Origin of the sequence: Lysinibacillus sp. UGB7, assembly GCF_049058285.1 — a bacterium.
Taxonomy (GTDB): Bacteria; Bacillota; Bacilli; order Bacillales_A; family Planococcaceae; genus Lysinibacillus; species Lysinibacillus sphaericus_B.
The window spans coordinates 136,415-158,271 of the sequence record NZ_JBMGUV010000004.1 but is presented as its reverse complement, the minus strand read 5'-3'; the positions used below and the strand labels follow the sequence as shown (position 1 = coordinate 158,271).

Annotated in this window: 16 protein-coding genes and 1 other annotated feature; of the genes, 14 read left to right on the top strand and 2 right to left on the bottom strand. The window is 40.2% G+C overall.

Going from position 1 to position 21,857, the window contains the following annotated elements:
• Window positions 1-183: 183 nt before the first annotated feature.
• A complete protein-coding gene (locus ACOMCU_RS06040) occupies window positions 184-1,185 on the top strand; it encodes an alpha/beta fold hydrolase (protein ID WP_421049694.1) in 1,002 nt (333 codons plus the stop codon).
• Window positions 1,186-1,472: 287 nt separating this feature from the next.
• On the top strand, window positions 1,473-3,575 hold the full coding sequence (locus tag ACOMCU_RS06035; RefSeq protein ID WP_421049693.1) for a serine hydrolase domain-containing protein: 2,103 nt from the start codon (window positions 1,473-1,475) through the stop codon (window positions 3,573-3,575).
• A 225-nt stretch (window positions 3,576-3,800) separates the two neighbouring features.
• Here the strand turns inward: ACOMCU_RS06035 and ACOMCU_RS06030 are convergent, their stop codons facing one another.
• Window positions 3,801-5,489 (bottom strand): methyl-accepting chemotaxis protein, encoded by a 1,689-nt coding sequence (locus ACOMCU_RS06030; protein ID WP_421049670.1) that lies wholly within the window; start codon window positions 5,487-5,489, stop codon window positions 3,801-3,803.
• A 320-nt stretch (window positions 5,490-5,809) separates the two neighbouring features.
• Window positions 5,810-6,133 (top strand) — a binding site (T-box leader).
• A gap of 95 nt (window positions 6,134-6,228) precedes the next feature.
• Between ACOMCU_RS06030 and ACOMCU_RS06025 the strand changes: the two genes are divergently transcribed.
• From ACOMCU_RS06025 to ACOMCU_RS05990, 8 genes are all read left to right on the top strand, one after another.
• The gene (locus tag ACOMCU_RS06025; protein WP_010860027.1) at window positions 6,229-7,602 is read left to right on the top strand and encodes a chorismate-binding protein; all 1,374 of its coding nucleotides are present in this window, start codon (window positions 6,229-6,231) and stop codon (window positions 7,600-7,602) included.
• Entirely contained in the window at window positions 7,602-8,633 is a 1,032-nt protein-coding gene (gene trpD / locus ACOMCU_RS06020; RefSeq protein WP_421049669.1) for an anthranilate phosphoribosyltransferase, read from the top strand. The genes ACOMCU_RS06025 and trpD overlap by 1 nt, the downstream gene beginning before the upstream one ends.
• On the top strand, window positions 8,630-9,421 hold the full coding sequence (trpC, locus tag ACOMCU_RS06015; RefSeq protein WP_010860025.1) for an indole-3-glycerol phosphate synthase TrpC: 792 nt from the start codon (window positions 8,630-8,632) through the stop codon (window positions 9,419-9,421). Before trpD ends, trpC begins: the two co-directional genes overlap by 4 nt.
• Window positions 9,418-10,035 carry a phosphoribosylanthranilate isomerase gene (locus tag ACOMCU_RS06010; RefSeq protein WP_421049668.1) on the top strand — a complete coding sequence of 206 codons (618 nt, stop codon included), beginning with the start codon at window positions 9,418-9,420 and terminating at the stop codon, window positions 10,033-10,035. Before trpC ends, ACOMCU_RS06010 begins: the two co-directional genes overlap by 4 nt.
• Window positions 10,032-11,243, top strand: a complete 1,212-nt coding sequence (gene trpB, locus ACOMCU_RS06005; RefSeq protein ID WP_421049667.1) for a tryptophan synthase subunit beta — start codon at window positions 10,032-10,034, stop codon at window positions 11,241-11,243. The genes ACOMCU_RS06010 and trpB overlap by 4 nt, the downstream gene beginning before the upstream one ends.
• Window positions 11,240-12,031 (top strand): tryptophan synthase subunit alpha, encoded by a 792-nt coding sequence (gene trpA, locus ACOMCU_RS06000; RefSeq protein WP_421049666.1) that lies wholly within the window; start codon window positions 11,240-11,242, stop codon window positions 12,029-12,031. Before trpB ends, trpA begins: the two co-directional genes overlap by 4 nt.
• Before the next feature lie 212 nt (window positions 12,032-12,243).
• On the top strand, window positions 12,244-14,562 hold the full coding sequence (gene recJ, locus ACOMCU_RS05995; RefSeq protein WP_421049665.1) for a single-stranded-DNA-specific exonuclease RecJ: 2,319 nt from the start codon (window positions 12,244-12,246) through the stop codon (window positions 14,560-14,562).
• A gap of 34 nt (window positions 14,563-14,596) precedes the next feature.
• Entirely contained in the window at window positions 14,597-15,109 is a 513-nt protein-coding gene (locus tag ACOMCU_RS05990; RefSeq protein ID WP_010860020.1) for an adenine phosphoribosyltransferase, read from the top strand.
• A 61-nt stretch (window positions 15,110-15,170) separates the two neighbouring features.
• On the opposite strand, the gene ACOMCU_RS05985 is transcribed toward ACOMCU_RS05990, so the two are convergent.
• A complete protein-coding gene (locus ACOMCU_RS05985) occupies window positions 15,171-15,626 on the bottom strand; it encodes a MarR family winged helix-turn-helix transcriptional regulator (protein WP_010860019.1) in 456 nt (151 codons plus the stop codon).
• Between the two features lie 281 nt (window positions 15,627-15,907).
• Between ACOMCU_RS05985 and ACOMCU_RS05980 the strand changes: the two genes are divergently transcribed.
• From ACOMCU_RS05980 to ACOMCU_RS05965, 4 genes are all read left to right on the top strand, one after another.
• Window positions 15,908-17,167, top strand: a complete 1,260-nt coding sequence (locus ACOMCU_RS05980) for an MFS transporter (protein WP_421049664.1) — start codon at window positions 15,908-15,910, stop codon at window positions 17,165-17,167.
• Between the two features lie 152 nt (window positions 17,168-17,319).
• Window positions 17,320-18,411, top strand: a complete 1,092-nt coding sequence (locus ACOMCU_RS05975) for a carbohydrate kinase (RefSeq protein ID WP_421049663.1) — start codon at window positions 17,320-17,322, stop codon at window positions 18,409-18,411.
• 4 nt (window positions 18,412-18,415) lie between these two features.
• The gene (locus tag ACOMCU_RS05970; protein ID WP_036130423.1) at window positions 18,416-19,330 is read left to right on the top strand and encodes a pseudouridine-5'-phosphate glycosidase; all 915 of its coding nucleotides are present in this window, start codon (window positions 18,416-18,418) and stop codon (window positions 19,328-19,330) included.
• A 203-nt stretch (window positions 19,331-19,533) separates the two neighbouring features.
• Window positions 19,534-21,729 (top strand): RelA/SpoT family protein, encoded by a 2,196-nt coding sequence (locus ACOMCU_RS05965; protein ID WP_010860015.1) that lies wholly within the window; start codon window positions 19,534-19,536, stop codon window positions 21,727-21,729.
• The last annotated feature ends 128 nt before the right edge of the window (window positions 21,730-21,857 follow it).

The following is a 21,857-nucleotide window of genomic DNA, read 5'->3' as shown; positions in this document are numbered from 1 at the left end:
GGTTTTTCACTGTACATATGATGATGTGGCATTTTTTTGCTTGTTCATACTCGGTTCATATTGACGTCACAGTGAGTTCATCTTCGCCGTATATGCTTGTCTTAACTGCCCGATAAGGCAGGCAGTCCAATAGAGAGGTAACGATAGGAGAAGATGTGAGTGAAAATACGAGAGGTGAAGAAAATGGACTTGGACACAACAACAGGCAAAAAACCAGCTAATAAGATGAAAAAAATGCTTATCATTTTACTTAAAATATTAGCAGCATTAGTTATAGCAATCGTCGTTTTTATAGCCATCGTTTTTGTCGTTGATAAGATCATTAGCAAATCAGAGGAAGGAAAAATAAAACCCTATGGTCAGTCTGTAACAGTAGATGGGAAAAATATGAATGTTTTGATTCAAGGACAAGGCGAAGAAACCGTCGTGCTACTACCAGGTTTGGGAACAGGAACACCAGCACTTGATTTTAAGCCGCTAGTAGAAGAGTTATCGCCATTTTACAAAGTCGTAGTGATTGAGCCATTTGGTTATGGATTAAGTGATATAACCGAAAAAGAACGAAGCACAGAAAATATTGTAAGTGAAATTCATGAAGCTTTACAGATTCTTAAAATTGACCGCTATATTCTAATGGGTCACTCCATTGCGGGCATTTACGGACTAGATTATGTGAACAAATATGAACACGAAGTGAGTGCATTTGTCGGGATCGATAGCAGTGCTCCAAGGCAATATGGTGATAAGGTTGTTGAATCTCCAATACCTAATTCAGTAATTACACTACTCAAAGAATCAGGTTTAGGCAGATTAGTAATGAAACTAAGTGCTGACCCATATGCTACTCTACCAGTTGATGATGAAACAAAAGAACAAATGAGAATTCTTTCTTACAAAAACTTTAGAAATCCCACCATTGTGAATGAAATAGAAAATAGGTTTCCTAATTTTAAAGCAGCTGAAAATTTAACATTCCCAAAAAACCTTCCTGTTATTTTCTTTTTACAACCGAATAGTACTGGAATTGAAGGATGGTCAACACTACATGAAGAGCAAGTAAAAGATTCTGTATATGGAAAAGTGATGACATTTGAAGGAACACATTATTTACACCATACCAAATCAAAAGAAATCGCTGAAAACTTCAGGGCGTTTATGGAAGAAGTAAAGCAAGACAGTAGATAATTTTTAAAATGAAAGTTTGTTTGTAACTATTTGATGTAACAACATGCTCTCATTCGCATTATCTAAACACAGTCCTCGTATTATCCATGCTACGGCATTATGTGCAAGCTTCCTGGCATGTGCGCCGTAGCATTTTTTTCATTTGTTCATACTCCATTCATACTGTCGTCACTGGTAGAATATTTTCGTCGTATAGGCTTTTTCTTAGGGCCCGTTAAGGTAGCCCAATAAACAGATAATGATAGGAGAGGATACGAGTGAAATCAAGAGAAGAAATAAAATTGAAGATGGGCCCGAGAAAAGGTAGAAAACGAACTCCAATCGTCGCTTTAACCCTTATGCTAACAATGCTTGCTCCAATGTCTGCAATGGCCACAACAACCACCGATAGCAGTGTTGTTACATTTGATGCGACTAAGAAAATAGCGACCGAGAAAGCCAAGCTGATAACAGAAACTTACGGCATCTCAAGTGCGCAATATGCGATCATTGATGATGGAGAAATTGTCATCTCAGGGCATGCAGGCAAAAACGACATAAAGGACAATATACCTCTTACTTCAAATACAATGTATGGTATAGGTTCTACAAGCAAAATGGTACTCACGGCTGCCATTATGAAGCTTGTAGACGAAGGTAAGGTAGATTTGGATTTACCCGTTGTAAAATATATACCTGATTTTAAGATGAAAGACGATCGTTATAAACAGATTACACCACGTATGCTGCTGAATCATTCCTCTGGTCTACTTGGAACCTCGTACCGTAATACAGGTTTGTATGGGGATAATGATACTTATGCACACGATAATTTGTTAGAGCAATTGGCGACTCAAAATTTAAAGGCAGAGCCAGGAGCGTACTCGGTATATTGCAACGATGGTTTTACATTAGCTGAGATTTTGGTAGAGAGAGTAAGTGGCATGTCTTTTACAGCTTTTATACACAAGTATTTGACAGAGCCTCTAAAAATGAATCATACGAAAACACCGCTGGATCGAGTGGATTCAGCGACAATGGCCGGGATCTATTCCCCTGCTTATAATGGACAACTCCCAAGTGAGAATTACAATATTATTGCAACAGGTGGCATGTATTCCACAGCTGAAGATCTCGTTAAATTCTCACAAATTTTCACTGGACATGCAGATGATATTCTTTCTAAGAAGTCGGTGGAAGCTATGGCACAAGAAGAGTATAAAAGAGGCATGTGGCCAGAGGAAACTGATCCTTCTTCCATCGCATACGGACTAGGCTGGGATAGTGTGAATTTGTTCCCATACAATGAATACGGCATCAAGGCACTTACGAAAGGTGGAGATACGATGAACTATCACTCTTCGTTAGTCGTGCTTCCAGAACACAATATGGCTGCGGCTGTTATTTCTTCAGGTGGTTCCAGCGTAGTAAATCAATTGTTAGCGAATGAACTGCTGCTTAGTGCACTTCAGGAGAAGGGGGTTATTCATGAACGGATGCCAGACAAGTTGCATGGTTTGCCTATAAAGGCGAGTATGCCGCAGGAATTTTCTCAGTATACAGGTATTTACGGCGGTGGTTCTGGTAATTTAATGAAGGTAGAAATTAATCTTGTAGGCGAATTGTCTGTTTCCACGGTAACGGCTCCGGACAATCCAGTTCAACAGTATATGTATACGGCTGATGGTTCTTTTGTGAACGCTGAAGGCACAGAAAAATTAAAATTCGTTGTTGAGAAAAATGGGCGCACTTACTTATGGTCCAGCTTATATATAACCGTCCCGGGGCTAGGACAAACAGCTGTCTCAGGGTATAATGCTGAAAAGCTCGAAGCCAATGTATTACCCAATGGCGTAGCTGCCGCATGGGAGAAACGTGAAGGTGAAAAATATTACTTGGTGAGTGAGAAATATACATCGATGCTTTACTTCAATTCTGGATCAATGATACCTATTGATATGGTTAAAGAAGTTCCTGGATATTTTTTAAATAATAAGATTATTGGAGAAAACAATGCAGCTAACCAACTGCAAATCCCTAGCATGGCTGGGAGAGATACTCTGGAAATCAATTTCTTTAAGAAGAATGGATTAGAGTATGTTACGGCAGGAGGAAACTTATACGCAAGTGAGCAACTTGTAAAACCGCTCTACACTGGTAAAGAATTTACGTCTTCGACAACGATTCAAGCGGACGGCTATGCGAACTGGTTTTCAGTGCCTGAGGCTGCAAAAGGAAAGGTTATGACGGTTAAGATGCCTACGAAGGGCTCTTTTGCTGTATATGATCAAGCAGGTGTTTGCATTAACTATACCGTGGTCAGCGGTAACAATGAAGTTCTGTTACCAGAGAACGGTAGAGTAGTATTTGCAGGAGAAGTTGGCTCCAAATTTGAGATTTCATTGAAATAATAAATATGGGTTCATCTATGAAGCTGACTTATAAGGTTGTTACTTTACTAGATAAGGCTGTGTTGTTCGGCCATGAGAGGAATTGTAGAACGTGTTGGTTGAAACAAGTACATGTACGCTTAAAGGTTGTTTATAGCCACAAAAGGGCAAATAAAGTATTTATACTTTCTTCACAAAAAAACAAAAGACGACCACAAACGAAGTATTCTCTGTGGTCGCCTTTTGCTATATTTTAAATTGTTGCAGTAAGGATTGTAGTTGCTGTGCATTGTTGCTTAATTCCTCAGCCACTACATTTACTTGTTGCATCGTAGCTGCTTGTTCATCTACAGCCTCTACTATCATTTGTGAATTGTTAGCAGAAATGCCAGCACCACTAGCGATCTCTGTTACTGAAGCAGCTACCTCTTCCGCACTTGCAGAAATTTGTTCGGTAGTTGCAGAAATGTCTTCAATTTGATCAGTAAATGCCTGAACGGAAGAGGCAATGGAGTTGAAGGCATCTCCAGCTTCGTGAATCATTGTGACACCATCTTGTACAGATGATAAGCCTTCATCAACCGCAGTTGCTACATTACGTGTATCTACTTGAATTTCAGTAGTAAGGGCAACGATTTGCCCAGCAGATTGATTGGACTCTTCGGCAAGCTTACGTACCTCATTGGCTACAACTGCGAAGCCTTTGCCATGCTCACCCGCTCGTGCGGCTTCAATTGCTGCATTCAGTGCTAGTAAATTCGTTTGTTCTGTAATTGCAGTAATTACCTTTGTTATTTGTCCGATTTCTTCAGATTGCTTGCTTAACTTCTGTGTTAATTTGGCAATACGTAAAGTTGAGACAGAAATGGTCTCCATTTGCTCTTTCGCTGTTGTTATCGTATGACCACCATCATTGGCAGTTTGCGTCATTTTCATGGCATCATGATGTAAATTTTGTGTAGCCTCAGCAATACGTTGTACACCACCAGCTGTTTCTTCCATTGCCACAGCACTTTCCTTGGAAGCACTCGCAGAAGAAGCTAAATGTGTAGTAGTTTCTTGCACACGCTGCGCAATATCTATTGAAGTTGCTGTCACTTCTTCAGTGCTTGCTGAAAGTTCTTCAGAAGCAGCCGATAAATGGGAAGCGTTATCTTGTACATTTTTAATCAACACAGATAAATTTTGCTTTAGTGTATCTACCGCAGATGCCAGAGTGCCAATCTCGTCATTTGAACGATGCTTGAGCTGTGCAATTGTTAAATCACCTTGCGCTAATGTATGTGCGGCAGCAATCACTTTACGCAACGGTTGAACGATTGAATTTTTCACAAAGTACATAAAATATAAACCAACAATTGCACTTAAAATAAGTAATGCAATAGAAATAATAATCGCACGTGTGACGGTTTGTTTAGCTGTATGTTTAACTTGTTGCAGCTGTTCATCATGATAGTTGATTAAATCATTTGTAAGCGTGTAAATTTCCTTGTTAAATTTTGTGACGTCACCATTTATGTAAGATAAGGCTAATTCAGTATCACCATCGTTAAATGCTTGTACAGCCTTAGTAGAACTTGTTAATAGATCCTTATTTAACGCATTTATTTGCTGCATGATAGTTGTTGTGTAATCAGAACGAACAATGTCTGAGAGTTGTTGAATCGTCTCTGGTAAAAGGGTTTCATAACGCTGTAAGTTTTTTTTGGTAGTAGCATCTTCATTATTTAATACATATGAACGTAAAAACAAACCGTGAGAAGCAAGCTCTTGTTGAATTTCTTCAGTTAGTTGAATTTGTACAATTCGATGATCAAGCACCTCAACAAGGTCGCTCTCAACCGCTTTAAATTGAATAAATGCAATGATACTGGAGATTAATAATAATACTGTGAGGGCGCTAAAACCAATATTTAACTTTTTGCGAACGGACATATACGTTCCTGCTTTCTATGTTTATTAGAGAATCTATGTTCTAAAATTACTATAACTTGATATTTTTACAAGGTCAATACATGGAAATTATTCAATAATAAGATATTTAACCGACTTTCTTAGGACATAGTGGAGGTATTTATTCCCCTGTCATCACATTTCACATTTTACATGGCGATAGCCTATTCTCATCAGAATTAATTGACAATTGTTATGGATTGGCATAGAATAAGGCTAACTTTTCGTTCGATACAAGGTAGAAGGTCTCGGGAGCGAGATCAGCCTTAGAACAGATGAGCCGAGTGTAGACGAGAATAGCTGAGAAATTGTTGAATAAGAGTAGTAGCATAGGTGTGCAATATAAGAGAGTCAGTGGGTGGTGGAAACTGATTTGTAGCTTATGTGAATGGACTTATGAGAGTCGCTATTTATAATAGCGAACGGATTCCCACGTTATCGGGTGTGCTTTGACTTTATTTTTGCGGTTTACTAAATAGCCGTTGAATAAAGTGACAGTCGCAGATTGAACTATTGTACGGAAAAATGACGGGTACAATTTCGCTGAGGCAGTTTTTGATGGAGCACACAAGTGAGAGCATATAGCTCTAATATGAGGTGGCAACGCGGTCATGATCGTCCTCTGCAATTAGGAAAATCCTTTTTGCAGAGGGCTTTTTTTGTTTTTAGGGGCTTTTAAGCCGCTAGTACGAATTTTTTTGAATAAAGGAGCTTAGTCGATATGCAAACAACGAGTTCAAGAACAAAGATGAAAACGATTAACGGTGATTCACTCACACCTATTTTAATTTTTAGACGGTTACAAGGTACGCACAAATTTTTGCTTGAAAGTTCCGCACAGCATGAGAGTACAGGACGTTTCTCGTTCATCGGAGCCAACCCGCGGAAAACGTATAAAGGAGTAGGCGATGAAATACAAGAATTCTCCTATAAAACAGAGAAAAGCTATACGCATAAGGGAGACCTATTCGTATTATTAAAGCGCTTAATGCCGCGCATTTCTACTACAACACAATTCCCATTTTCAGGTGGGGCAGTTGGCTATGTTGGTCATGGTGCAACGACAATATTAGCAGCCGGCCAAGAAAAAATGCAGCTTCCTGATGTGCATTTTCATGTATATGAAACGATTATTGTTTTTGACCATGTAACAGACGAAGTGACATTGATTCATACAAATATTGATGCAGAGAAAAAAGAGCCCAATCTTGAAGAATTAGCTGAGCAACTGTTAAAAGGTAGAGAGTGTGAGGATACAATTTGTAGCTATCAAATACGGGATTCAACATCGAGTGAACACGTTGAAATGTCTTTAACAAAGATCAAAGATACTTTAGATAAAGAGCATGCACGTGTTGTACTATCGAAACAATTTTTAGCAACTTTAGAAGGGGACGCTTTTGCGCTATATCGTCTACTGCGTAAAAAAAATCCTGCCCCCTATATGTATTATGTAACGTTTGATGACCATATTGTTTTGGGAACATCACCAGAAAGTCTAATTCGAGTGAAGGGGGAACGTGTAATTACAACACCTAGTGAAGGGACATATTCACGGGGGTATACAAAAGTAGAGGACTTAGAAAATGAACGGATGTTATATGAAAACGTGGAGGTGAGGAAATCACATGCTGTAGTCGTTACTGCGATGCAACAAGCGCTTCGATCTGTTTGTTTGCGCGATTCCATTCAGGTGATTGATGCCATGAGAATTGAGTGTTCAAAGCAAGATTTGCATATGACTTCACGTGTCGAGGGTCAAATTTTACCGATGCTCCATGCTTTAGATGTATTAGCTGCAACTTTACCACCATTCGTTTCTACAGGTATACCAAAGGAACAGGTACAAAATCAGTTAAAGATCACGACTCAACCAGCTGGTATTTTCGGTGGTGCGCTAGGATTTATCGGGTTTAATGGATATCTAGATTTTGCGCTAACAGGGCAATCTATCGTCGTAGAAAACGAAATCATGCATATGCAAACGACGGCAACGGTTACAAAATATAGCAATGTAAAAGAAATACGCCGCAAAGTGGAAGAGGCAGGGGAATTAGTTTCACACCTACTTGCAAAAGAAGGAGGCGCAAATTAATGGAAAAAATACGTGAAAAAGTACGGCAATGTGAACATTTAATGTTTGAGGAAATGTTAGATGCAGCAAAATGGATGTTTCAGGATGACACATCAAAGGATGAAATGGCCAATTTTTTAACGGACTTGTCAGCAAAAGGTGAAACGGCACACGAAGTGGCTGCACTAGCAACAGTCATGCGGTCGTTCGCACTAGATGTGCCAGCAAAATCTGCTATTTATATGGATAATTGCGGTACCGGTGGTGATGGCTTAAATACATTTAACATTAGTACTGCATCTGCATTTGTATTAGCTGGTGCAGGTGTCAAGATGGCAAAGCATGGCAATCGTAAAATTTCATCTGCATCGGGTAGCGCTGATGTTTTGGAGGCTCTTGGAATTCATACAAATATTTCTGTCGACCAAACGATAGCGCTCTTAGAAAAAGAAGGCATTGCATTTTTATATGCGCCAAATGTGCATCCAAAATTAAAACGTATCGGTGAAGTGCGTCGTGCCCTTGGCAAACCAACCATTTTTAATCTTGTTGGTCCGTTAACAAATCCAGTGACGTTATCCACACAATTTACGGGCATTAATCGACCAAATTTTGTGATGGAGTATGCTTCCGTTTTGCAAATGCTAGGTCGTGAACGAGCAATGGTGGTTTCCGGTCCACAAGGATTAGACGAGGCATCTTTGGCCGGGCAAAACACCTTTGTTTTAGTGGATAAGGGAGATTTAATTCCGTTTGCATTAACGGCTGAGGATGCAGGACTAAATTATGCGCCATTAGAAGCAATTCGCGGAGGAAATGCAGACGACAATGCTGCTATTATGCGTAAATTACTAGCTGGTGAACAAAGTGCTTACTTTGATACGGTTTTGTTAAACGTTGGTATCGGATTGTTCAGCTATGGTAGTGCTCTAACCGTTAAAGAAGGTGTCGACATGGCGAAGGAAAGTATATTTAGCGGACGCGCATTACAAAAATTAGAGGCGGTCGTTGCCTATAGTGAGCAAATTAAAGAAGTGGAGGTAGGGCAATGAATATTTTACACAAAATTCTTGAACAAAAAAAATTAGAAGTTGGGGCTTTACTTGAACTGCCAGATCCATTAGCAAATTTCACCGAAAAAAAACGTAGATCATTGTTTGATACATTACGAGAATCGGCAACATTGCAAGTTATTGCTGAGATGAAGCGTGCATCGCCTTCGAAGGGCTTAATTGCCGAAGGAGCAGACCCGGTCAAACAGGCAAAAATTTATGCAGAGGCTGGGGCAGCAGCAATCTCTGTATTAACAGATAAAGAGTTTTTCAAAGGCTCGTTTAATGATTTGGCAACCGTAGCAGCATCAGTCGACATACCCATACTTTGTAAAGACTTCATGATTGATCGTGTACAAATTCGATTTGCCAAAGCCTCAGGTGCATCAATTATTTTACTGATTGTGGCAGCTTTAGAAGATGAACTTTTATGTGATCTATATAGCTATGCCACAAGCTTAGGGTTAGAAATATTAGTAGAGGTACATGATATCGGGGAGCTTGAACGAGCTATCGCTGTCGGTGCTAGATTAATTGGCGTCAATAATCGCGATTTACGGTCATTTGAAGTGAGTCTAGAGCGTACACGTGAAATTGCCGAAGCCTTTCCATTTGGAGAAGAGCGCGTGCTCATTAGTGAAAGTGGTATTTGGACGACAGACGATGCGCAGGCAGTGGCGGCGATGGGGGCTAGTGGTGTTCTTGTGGGTGAGTCGTTAATGCGCAGTGGTAATGCAGGATCTGCACTACAGAGTTTACAAGTAAGGAAAGCGGGTGCATCTGTATGACGAAAGTGAAAATTTGTGGGCTGAAAGAAGTGCAGCATGTGCAAGCGGCTGTGCGGGCAGGAGCAGATGCAATTGGCTTTGTATTTGCACCGAGTAAGCGTCGGGTGTCAATTGAGCAGGCACAGGAATTAGCAAAGCATGTGCCGGAAGGGGTCTTGAAAATTGGTGTTTTTGTCAATCCAACCTCACAGGAACTACAGGCGGCAGTGCAAGAAGTGCCATTAGATTATGTGCAATATCATGGGGAGGAAACACCTGAGTTTATTCGTCAGCAAGGGTATCCTGCTATTAAGGCGCTATCCGTTCGTTGTGCTGAAGATGTACAAAAAGCTACACGTTATGATGTCGATTATTATTTGTTCGATGCACCGGGCACGGATTTTAAAGGAGGCAGTGGCCATACATTTGACTGGGCGCTACTTAAAACGGTAGGCATTCCTCATGAAAAACTGATTCTTGCAGGTGGCTTGAAGTTAGAAAATATTGAGGAGGCAGTGTCACTTGTGTTGCCGTCAATGGTGGATGTTTCAAGTGGCGTCGAGACAGATGGTGTCAAGGATAGAGCGAAAATAACGGCCTTTTTACAGGTAGCAAAGAAGGAGAGCGTAAAATGACGAAATCGATTGCAAATAGCGTGCCGACAAAGGAAGGGCGTTATGGAAAATTTGGTGGGCAGTATGTTCCAGAGACATTGATGACAGCACTGTTGGAACTAGAAATGGCGTATGAAGAAGCAATGGCGGACAAAGCGTTTACAGATGAGCTAGCATATTATTTAAAAGAATATGTAGGTCGTGAAACGCCACTGTACTTTGCTGAAAATTTAACGAAAGAACTTGGCGGTGCAAAAATATACTTAAAACGTGAAGATTTAAACCATACAGGTGCCCATAAAATTAACAATGCTATCGGGCAAGCGTTACTAGCAAAACGTATGGGGAAAAAGAAAATTGTAGCTGAAACAGGAGCAGGCCAGCATGGTGTAGCCACTGCGACGGCTTGTGCATTATTAAATCTCGAGTGCGTTGTCTTTATGGGAGCCGAGGATATAAAACGCCAGCAATTAAATGTTTTCCGGATGGAGCTGCTCGGTACAAAAGTCGAATCTGTTGAAACTGGTTCAAAAACATTGAAAGACGCAGTCAATGCGGCCTTGCGCTATTGGGTAACGAATGTCGAGGATACACATTATATTTTAGGTTCAGCTTTGGGACCGCATCCATTTCCGAAGATTGTGCGGGATTTTCAGCGCGTTATTGGTGTGGAAACACGTGCGCAGATGTTAGAAAAAGAAGGGCGTTTACCTGATGCCGTTGTTGCTTGTATTGGGGGAGGGAGTAACGCCATTGGGATGTTCCACCCATTTGTAGATGATGAAAAAGTTGCTTTGTATGGTGTCGAGGCGGCAGGTAATGGAATTGACACTGGCAAGCAGGCAGCCGCCATTGCAGGTGGACAGCTAGGGGTATTACATGGTGCTTACATGTATTTGCTGCAGGACGAAAATGGCTTTGTTCAGGAAGCGCATTCTATTTCAGCTGGTCTTGATTATCCAGGGAAGGGGCCAGAGCATTGTTATTTACATGATATTGGTCGAGCAAAATTTGATTCGATAACAGATAGTGAGGCGCTTGAAGGTTTGCTATTATTAAGCCGGACGGAAGGCATTTTACCCGCATTAGAAAGTTCTCATGCGATTGCATATACAGCAAAGCTTGCCAAAACGATGAGTGCGGACGACATCATTGTTGTGTGTTTATCTGGTCGCGGTGATAAGGATGTTCATACAGTACACGCAGTACTTGGAGGTGAGGTATCATGACAACATTACAGCAGGCAATTGAACGAGCAAAGATAGCAGGCAATAAGGCATTTGTGCCGTATATCATGGCAGGCGATGGAGGACTTACAACCGTAAAACCAACTATCTTGAAGCTACAACAAATGGGAGTCACTGCGATTGAAGTGGGCATTCCATTTACTGACCCTGTAGCAGATGGACCTACAATTGAACAGGCAGGTGAGCGCGCTTTAGCGCATGGGGTGACATTGCGCAAAGTGTTCGAAACACTTGCCTCATTTCGTGAAGAGATAACAGTCCCGTTAGTGGTGATGACGTATTTTAACCCTGTATTGGCTTATGGATTAGAATCATTTGGGGAGGCTTGTGTTGCAGCTGGCGTTAAGGGTTTAATTGTACCTGACGTACCATTAGAGGAAAGTGCAATTTTACGCGAAAAGTTGAATCCACATGGCGTGGATATTGTACAGCTCGTATCATTAACTAGCCCGCCTGAGCGAATTGCACGTATCGTCACAGCAAGCCAAGGTTTTGTCTATGCTGTTACGGTAAATGGTATTACAGGAGCACGTACAAGTTTTGCTAATGAATTAGCAGGACATTTTGCGAAATTTCGTGAATCGAGCCATATTCCGGTGTTAGCAGGTTTTGGGATATCCACACCTGAACAAGTGGTGAGCATGGGTGAACTAGGTGACGGGGTGATCGTAGGCAGTGCGATTGTTGCGGCATTACATGAAGGCGATTTTGCCAAAGTTGAAGCACTGGTCGCTGCCTCTAAAAATATGCGAGAGAAGTCTACTCTTTAATTAGAGTAGGCTTTTTTTATGCTGTAGACGGATAGCGCGCTCGAACTGACGGATAGAACTAGAAAAGTGACGGATAGCACACTCGAACTGACGGATAGAATTGCAAAAGTGACGGATAGCACACTCAGACTGACTAATAACTTCCATAGAAACTAGCAGATAGCGTCCCTGCTTGATTTTCGGTATAATAACCTTCGTGAGGAAGTGAAAAAATGATTCTATCAAAAAAGAGATGGCTAGTAGAGCGTCCAGACGCACAACTGGTACAAGCATTACAAAATGACTTGCAAATTTCTGCGATTGCGGCAAAAATTTTAGCGGCACGTGGCTGCGAAACGCCTGCTGCAGCAGAGAGTTTACTAAATATGACAGACATAAATATTCATGACCCGTTTTTAATGCATGGTATGGCAGAAGCAGTGGCACGTATCGAACATGCACTTGAGAACAGCGAAAAAATATTAATATATGGTGATTATGATGCAGATGGTATCACAAGTACGACGGTGATGTTTAATGTGTTATTAGATCTTGGTGCAGATGTATCGTTTAAAATTCCAAACCGTTTCTTGCACGGCTATGGCCCGAATGAAGCATTATTTCGTGAGGCACATGCAGAGGGCGTGCAATTAATTATTACTGTAGACAACGGTATCTCAGGTCTTGAGCCCATTCGTGTGGCGAAAGAGCTTGGTATGGATGTCATTGTGACAGATCACCATGAACCTGGTGAGGAACTACCACCTGCGGATGTTATTTTACATCCGCGGGTGCCAGAGGGACACTATCCATTTGGTGAACTAGCAGGCGTGGGTGTGGCATTTAAATTGGCGCATGCTTTATACGGGGAGCTACCAACGCATTTATTTGAGTTTGTGGCGATTGGTACAGTGGCGGATTTAGTGCCATTAGTCGATGAAAACCGTTATCTAGTCAAGCGTGGTATTGAAGAAATGCGCCGTTCACTAAGCCCATGGATACAGGCAATGTGTGAGGTAGCAAGTGCTGAACAATCCAAAATCAATGAAGAAACAATTGGTTTTTACTTTGGTCCGCGCTTAAATGCAGTTGGCCGTTTAGGAGAAGCAGCCCCAGGTGTTGAGCTTCTAATGGCAGAGGATAGTACAAAGGCCATTTCATTAGCGAAACAACTGAATGCTTGTAATAGTGAGCGCAAAGATATTGTGAAAAGTATTACAGATGAAGCTGTAGCATTAATTGAAGCGGACGAAAAAATTAGAGAATCACTGGTATTAGTTGTTGCTGGAGAAGGTTGGAATGCGGGTGTTGTCGGGATTGTAGCATCTCGTCTTGTTGAGCTATATTATCGTCCGACTATTGTTCTATCACTAGACTTTGATAAAGGTACAGCGAAAGGTTCGGCACGTAGTATCGAAGGGTTCCATTTGTTTAATGAACTGGCCAACAATCGAGATATTTTACCGCATTTTGGTGGGCACCCGATGGCGGCAGGTATGACCTTGCCAATTGAGCATGTCGATGAATTACGAGCAAGGTTAGACGCCCAGGCAAGAGCTTGTTTAACAGAGGAGCAATTGACACCAGTCCTCAATATAGATATTCCACTAAAGCTTGATGAAATTTCAGCAGACGCTATTGAGGAAATTGCCAATCTTGGACCGTTTGGCACGGATTTTCCGAAACCTGTCTATGTGCTAGAAGATGTTGAAATAGCGACAATGCGTAAAATTGGTGCAGCTGAAAATCATATTAAAATGGAATTAACTGATGGCTATGAAACATTGGATAGTGTCGGCTTTAATAAAGGACATCTACACGATGAACTGACGCATGGAATTAAAGTATCCTTCATTGGGGATTTGCAAATTAATGAGTGGCAAGGCCGTAAAAAGCCACAGTTTATGATTGAGGACGTACAGACGACAGAGTGGCAATTATTTGATATTCGTGGCATTCGTCAAACTTCGCGTTGGTTAAATACAGTACCGAAAGAGGAAGCAACTTTTTTAGCGTTCCGTCCTGAAACGGGTACCTATTATCAATCACTTCTTGGTGTACCAATTGTGTTTGTTGATGCAGCACTTTCAAATATAGCGCAAACAAATTATATTGTGTTACTTGATTTGCCACAAAATGTTCAATTGTTAGAAAATGTTTTACAAAAAACAGCGCCTTCTCGCATTTATGCACATTTTTATATGCCGGATTCCCAGTATTTCAACGGTATGCCTACGCGTGAGCAATTTGCTTGGTATTATAAATTTTTGAAAAACCGCCCAGCATTCCCGTTGAATATGCATTTGCCAGATTTAGCAAAGCATACAGGCTGGCCGTTAGATGCATTAAAATTTATGACACAGGTGTTTTTTGAGCTTGATTTTGTTAAAATGGACAGTGGACTGACGACTGTCCACGTGAATGCACCAAAAACAGCGCTTACGGAGGCACCGTCTTACAAACAACGTTCAGAACAGATTGATATGGAGCAAAAGCTTGTCTATGCACCTTATATAGAGTTAAAGCAATGGTTTGATGAACGAATACATTAATATACGAAAAAAGTTTCGTAGGAGGAACATCTAAATGGATTTAAAGCAATATGTGACAACAGTTGAGAACTGGCCTAAAGAAGGCATCAGCTTCAAGGATATTACAACAATTATGGATAATGGACCAGCATACAAATATGCGACAGATCAAATAGTGTCTTACGCACAAGAGATGGGCGCGGAAATTATCGTAGGTCCTGAAGCGCGTGGCTTCATCATTGGTTGCCCAGTTGCTTATGCACTTGAAATTGGCTTTGCCCCTGTTCGTAAACCAGGAAAATTACCTCGTGAGGTGGTCAGTGCAGACTATGGCCTTGAGTATGGTAAGGATACATTAACGATGCACAAAGATGCTATTAAGCCAGGCCAAAAAGTGTTAATCTGTGATGATTTACTTGCAACGGGTGGTACAGTGGAAGCAACTGTTCGTTTAATTGAAGAATTGGGTGGTGTAGTTGTTGGCTGTGCATTTTTAATCGAACTGACTGAACTAAACGGTCGTGCAAAACTGGGCGATCTAAATATGAAAACATTGATTCAATACTAATATAATGAAACGGCTGTCTACATAAGTGAAAAACTTATAGACAGTCGTTTTTTTCTACGTATTAGTAATTGTAGGATTTAATTATTTTTTGAATGTGTCTAAGCGTTTCATAGAAGTCCTTATATTTCTCTAGGCCAATATCATTGATAATTCTTTCCTGAATTTCACGCCAAATAGGCGCAGCTTCATGTAATTTTTCAATGCCTGCATCGGTAAGCGAAAGGATTTTTGTTCTAGCATCTTGTTGATCTCTAGTAATAGCAACATAGCCACTTTGTTTCAGTAGATTGACATTACGCGTAACTGTAGTTTGATCAAGTAACAAAATCTCCCCTAATTTGCTTATTGAAACAGCTTTCTGATGATCGATATTGGCCAACATAGAATATTGGGTGATTTTTAAATTGGTAGGTTGGAGCAATTTGTCATATATTTGTGTAACGACTCTTGTCTTTTTTCTAAGGTTCGCACATACACAAATCTGTGTATAGTCTATGTTAGTGTATTCTTTATCCATAAAAAACTCCTTTTGCGTTATTTCAAGTTAAGGAAAACTCAATTTGTTTCATCGTTGAACATAAATTTATTTCTTGACAGTAGAAAACGCTATTCATATCATTATATATGTAGATACATATAATTTAAAGAAATGGATATTCTATATTTTTTTGAACAAATATATGTATATACATGTATTTTAGTGATGTGGAAAATAATGCTGAGAAAAGGATGAAATTTTAATAATGTAACTTAGAAAATCATTGTTTTAAGATACTTTGGAGAAAGGTAGGTGGAGTTTTGAAACGTATTCACTATAGTTGGTTTATCCTTGTCATTACATTTTTCTCAATAATTGTAGCTGGTATCACTTTGTCATCATCAGGCGTTTTTATAGGCCCATTCGAAAAAGAATTTGGCTGGGATCGTTCAATGATTGCAATGGCTTTTGCAATCAGTCTTTTTTTATATGGCATATCAGGTCCTTTTATGGCAGCGTTGCTTGAAGTAATTGGCTTAAAGAAAATGATGTTAGCCGCGATGGCGACATTAATAATAGGTATTATGCTTACTCTTTTCATGAATCAAGCATGGCAGTTAACCATTATTTGGGGCTTTATCATCGGTCTAGGTGCAAGCCTTTTTTTAACAGTTCTAAGTCCATATGTGGCTAATAATTGGTTTGAAAAAAGAAGAGGGCTTGCCGTCGGAATTTTAACAGCAAGTACAGCGACAGGCCAGTTAATTTTGTTACCCATTTTGGCGATGATTATAGAGAATTATTCCTGGCGATGGGCGATTGCATTAATTATGGTTCTAAGTGCCATCATGTTTATCATTATTTTATTATTTATGAAAAACAAACCAAAGGATGTGGGCATTCTTCCTTATGGGCGTGAAAAGGAGTTAAAAGTTAACGATGTAGCGCAAAAGAATAATCCTATTATTATTGCTTTCAACGGCCTTTTTCGCGCAGTGAAAGTGAAAGAATTTTGGTTATTGGCCGGTAGCTTCTTTATCTGTGGGCTTTCAACTAGTGGTTTAATTGGTACTCATTTTGTTTCATACTGTATTAGTTTGGGCGTTCCTTTAGTGACAGCTGCTTCGTTTCTTTCTTTTATGGGAATCTTTAATCTCGTTGGCACAACTTTATCAGGGTGGCTATCTGACCGTTTCGATAATCGATGGTTATTATTTTGGTATTATCTTTTAAGAGGAGCTTCTCTCGTTTTGCTACCTTATGCATTAGTACAAGGTTCATTTACCTTGCTCGTTATTTTTACAGTATTTTATGGATTAGATTGGATTGCAACAGTCCCACCAACAATCAGTATTTCAAGGCAGATTTTTGGTACGAATAAAAGTGGAATTATTTACGGTTGGATTTTTGCATCTCATCAGGCGGGTGCTGCGGTAGCTGCATATGGCGGCGGCCTTATCTATAAATATTTCGATTCTTACACATGGGCATTTTTCTTAGCAGGCGTTTTCTGTGTTTTAGCAAGTCTATTTGTAATAGTTGTTAAAAAACAACAACCAAATACTGTGAATTTAGTGTAAATGAAAGTTTAACAGAATAAGCGAATTAAACTGACCCGTAAAAGTTAGATCGAATCTAAATTTTACGGGTGTTTTGCTTTATGCAAAGAAAACTTTTGACTTAAATTAAACAAAAGTTTATAATATAAACAAATATAACAAAAGGTGATGCTATGAATGAAAGAGAACAGGCGGTACTCGCATTAATTCGCCAAAATCCGTTTATGTCTCAACAAGAGATGGCAGATAAAATGAACTTGTCTCGCCCAGTACTTGCAAATTTAGTGTCGAGCTTAACAAAGCAAGGCAAAATTGTTGGACGTGCATATATTTTACCTGAGGAAAATGAAATTATTTGCATCGGTGGCGCAAATCTCGACCGTAAATTTCATGTAAAGGGAACCGTGCAACTCGGAACATCAAACCCTGCTAGTTCTTCATTTAGTGTAGGTGGCGTAGGTCGAAATATTGCTGAAAACTTAGGCCGACTTAATCATGGGGTTACGCTACTGACGACAGCTGGAAAGGATGTCGACTGGCTGGTGATTCAAGAAGCTTCCGAACCATTCATGAATTTACGCTATGTCGAACAGCTACCTGATGCTGCAACAGGATCGTATACCGCAATTATGGACGAGCAAGGTGAGCTAGCTTTAGCTGTTGCCAATATGGAAGTCTATGACTTATTGGTGCCAAGTTTGTTAAAGCAACACGAGGCAATGCTTATGAATGCCGGCAGCTTTATTATGGACTTAAATTGTCCAAAAGAAACAGTTGCATACATCCAGCAAGTAGCGATTGCTCGTGGAATTCCACTAGTAATTGTGCCAGTATCTTCTCCGAAAATGAATCGACTTCCGGATACATTGCAAGGAGTCACATGGTTTATTTGCAATACAGATGAGGCAGAGACGATTGTCGGTCATGCAATTGACAACGCAGCACATTATGAAAAAGCGCTTCAGCAGCTTCTGCAACTAGGCGCTGAACATGTGATTATCACAGCAGGTGGAAAAGGTGTATTTGCAGCGTCAACTTCAATTGCACCAAGTCATTTTGCGGCTAAGGCCATAGAAAAAATTGAAGATGTTACTGGCGCGGGCGATGCCTTTGTGAGTGCGGTCATACACAGTTGGTTAAGGGGACAACCCTTAGCAACATGTATAGATGCGGGCTTAACAAACGCCAAAAAAACATTGGCGTCTCCGTACACAGTAAGACCTGAATTATCAGAAGAATTATTGAAAAATGAAATGGAGGAATAACATCATGAAAGAATTCATCGTATTATCAGAAGAGGTAAAAGCAGGTCAAGAGAAAGGTCTACCAATTATTGCATTAGAATCAACAATTATTTCGCATGGTATGCCATATCCACAAAATGTACAAACAGCGCGTGAAGTGGAGCAAATTATTCGCGACAACGGTGCAGTACCAGCTACTATCGCATTAATAGATGGGAAAATTAAAATCGGTTTATCAGAAGAAGAACTTGAAATGTTTGGCAATGCACAAGGTGTGGCAAAAGCTTCTCGCCGTGACTTAGCCTACTTACTAGCAACAAAAAAATTAGGCGCGACAACGGTTGCTGCAACGATGATTTGTGCAGAGCTTGCAGGCATTGAAATCTTCGTTACAGGTGGTATTGGTGGTGTACACCGTGGTGCAGAAACTACAATGGACGTTTCAGCAGACTTAGAAGAATTATCGCTAACAAATGTAGCGGTAATTTGTGCAGGTGCGAAGTCAATTTTAGATATTGGCTTAACGCTTGAATATCTTGAAACAAAAGGTGTACCAGTAGTTGGGTATGGTACGGATGAACTTCCAGCATTCTATACACGCCAAAGTGGTTTTGAAGTAAACTTCAAGGCCGATACACCTGAAGAAGTTGCAGCAATGCTTCGTGCAAAATGGCAATTAGGTTTACGTGGTGGAGCGGTTATTGCAAACCCGATACCAGAAGCTGAAGCGCTAGAGCACGAATTCATCACTAACATCATTGAAAAGGCTTTACAAGAAGCTGAGGAAAATGGTATTCAGGGTAAAAACGTAACGCCATTCTTACTTGGTAAAGTGAAAGAACTAACAGAAGGTAAGAGCCTTGATGCGAATATCGCATTAGTGAAAAACAATGCAGTAATCGGTTCAAAAATTGCCGTAGCCTATAATAAAGCAAACTAAAACATATTACGACTCTCTGTGAAGCTCACCGGCGTAGCAGGGGGTCTTTTTATTTATCTAAATGAATAAATTTTCCATGGAAGTAAGCTGTTCACGAGATTAACTAAACTAAATGACACAGTCCCTTTACAATCGACCTCTATTTTTTATACAATTAAATTTATATCTAATCTGAAAAATTTGACGGGCAAGGTGGACATATTATGGCGAAAGAGCAAATTTTGACTCCTGAAGACGTTTTTGATTTAGTCAAATCCTACATGAATGATGAAAATGTCGCATTCGTGAAAAAAGCATATGAACTGGCACGAGATGCGCATATTGAGCAATTCCGTAGCTCTGGTGAACCGTATATTATTCACCCAGTGCAGGTAGCCGGAATTTTAGCAGAATTACAAATGGATCCTGAAACAGTAGCAGCTGGTTTTTTACACGATGTTGTCGAAGATACGGAATTTACGCGTGATGACTTAGTAGGTGAATTTGGTGAAGAAGTTGCAATGCTTGTAGACGGCGTGACGAAGCTGGGGAAAATTAAATATTTATCGAAAGAAGCACAACAGGCAGAAAATCATCGAAAAATGTTTGTTGCAATGGCACAGGATATTCGTGTCATCTTAATAAAACTTGCAGACCGTCTGCATAATATGCGCACGTTAAAGCATTTACCTGCTGAAAAACAACGCCGTATTTCCAAAGAGACGCTGGAAATTTTCGCACCACTTGCGCACCGTCTGGGAATTTCAACCGTTAAATGGGAGCTTGAGGACACAGCACTTCGTTATTTAAACCCACAGCAATATTATCGTATCGTGAGTCTTATGAAAAAGAAAAGAGATGAACGTGAAGCCTATTTAGACAATGTCATGGGTGAAATGAAATCTCAGCTGACAGATGTCGAAATTGATGCTGATGTTTATGGTCGTCCCAAACATATTTACAGCATTTATCGTAAAATGGTGTTGCAAAAGAAACAATTTAACGAGATATATGATTTATTAGCTATACGCGTCCTCGTTGATAGCATTAAAGATTGCTATGCTGTGTTAGGAATTGTTCATACGCTATGGAAGCCGATGCCTGGACGATTTAAAGACTATATCGCGATGCCGAAGCAAAACTTTTATCAATCCCTGCATACGACTGTAATTGGTCCTTATGGTGACCCACTAGAGGTGCAAATTCGTACAAAGGAAATGCATAAAATTGCGGAGTACGGGATCGCAGCACACTGGGCGTATAAAGAAGGTAAAAATATTGATAGCGAAAAACAAAATGTCGATCAAAAATTAACATGGTTCCGAGAAATTTTAGAATTCCAAAACGAGTCTTCCAATGCAGAGGAGTTTATGGAATCTTTAAAATTCGATTTATTCTCTGATATGGTGTATGTTTTTACGCCTGAAGGGGATGTCATTGAATTGCCGGCTGGTTCAGTACCTATCGACTTCGCATACCGCGTGCATTCAGAGGTCGGAAATCGTACAATCGGTGCAAAAATTAATGGCAAAATGGTACCGCTCGATACACCACTGAAAACAGGTGACATTATCGAAATTTTAACATCGAAACAATCATTTGGCCCGAGCCGTGATTGGCTAAAAATTGCTCAATCATCCCAAGCGAAGAATAAAATTAAGCAATTTTTCAAACGCCATCTTCGTGAAGAAAACATCATCAAAGGTAAAGAGATGATTGAAAAGGAAATTCGTGCACAAGACTTTGACATAAAAGAAACAATGTCAGCAGAAAACTTTAAACGTGTTTTCGATAAATTTAACTACACTAATGAAGATGATTTATTCGCAGCTGTTGGTGTAAATGGTATTACTGCACAACAAGTGGTCAATCGTTTGGCAGAAAAACGCCGTAAAGAGCGTGAACAGGAAGAAGCGCTTGAAAAAATTGAGCAAAAAATGAAAAATCCACTTCCGCAAAAACGTACGGAGTCAGGCGTTATCGTGAAAGGCATAGATAATATGCTCATTCGATTATCCCGCTGCTGTACCCCAGTGCCGGGTGATGATATTGTCGGTTTTATTACCAAAGGAAGAGGCGTTTCTGTGCATCGTGCAGATTGTCCGAATATCCAAGTGGAAGATGAGCAAGAGCGTTTAATCGAGGTTGAATGGGAGCATGGACTAACACCTGAGAAAAAAGAGTACCCTGTTGATATTGAAGTATCTGCTTTTGATCGACCTGGCATTTTAAACGAAGTCATGCATATTGTGAGTGAAACAAAAACAAATATTTTAGCAGTGAGTGGTCGTGCAGATCGCGATAAAATTGCGACGATTCATTTAACAATTTCGATCTCTAATATTTCGCATTTGCATAAGGTTGTAGAACGTATTAAACAAACGCCGGATATATACTCTGTGCAGCGAGTCATCAACTAATATCATGCAGTAGAGCTAGTGATGTATAGTAAGTCACTGATATGCATGCTGCAGATATTTATGATGAGTTTTAATGACAGGGACACGGAGCTTTTATGTACTGATAAAGTGGCTGGTACAGAACTTGG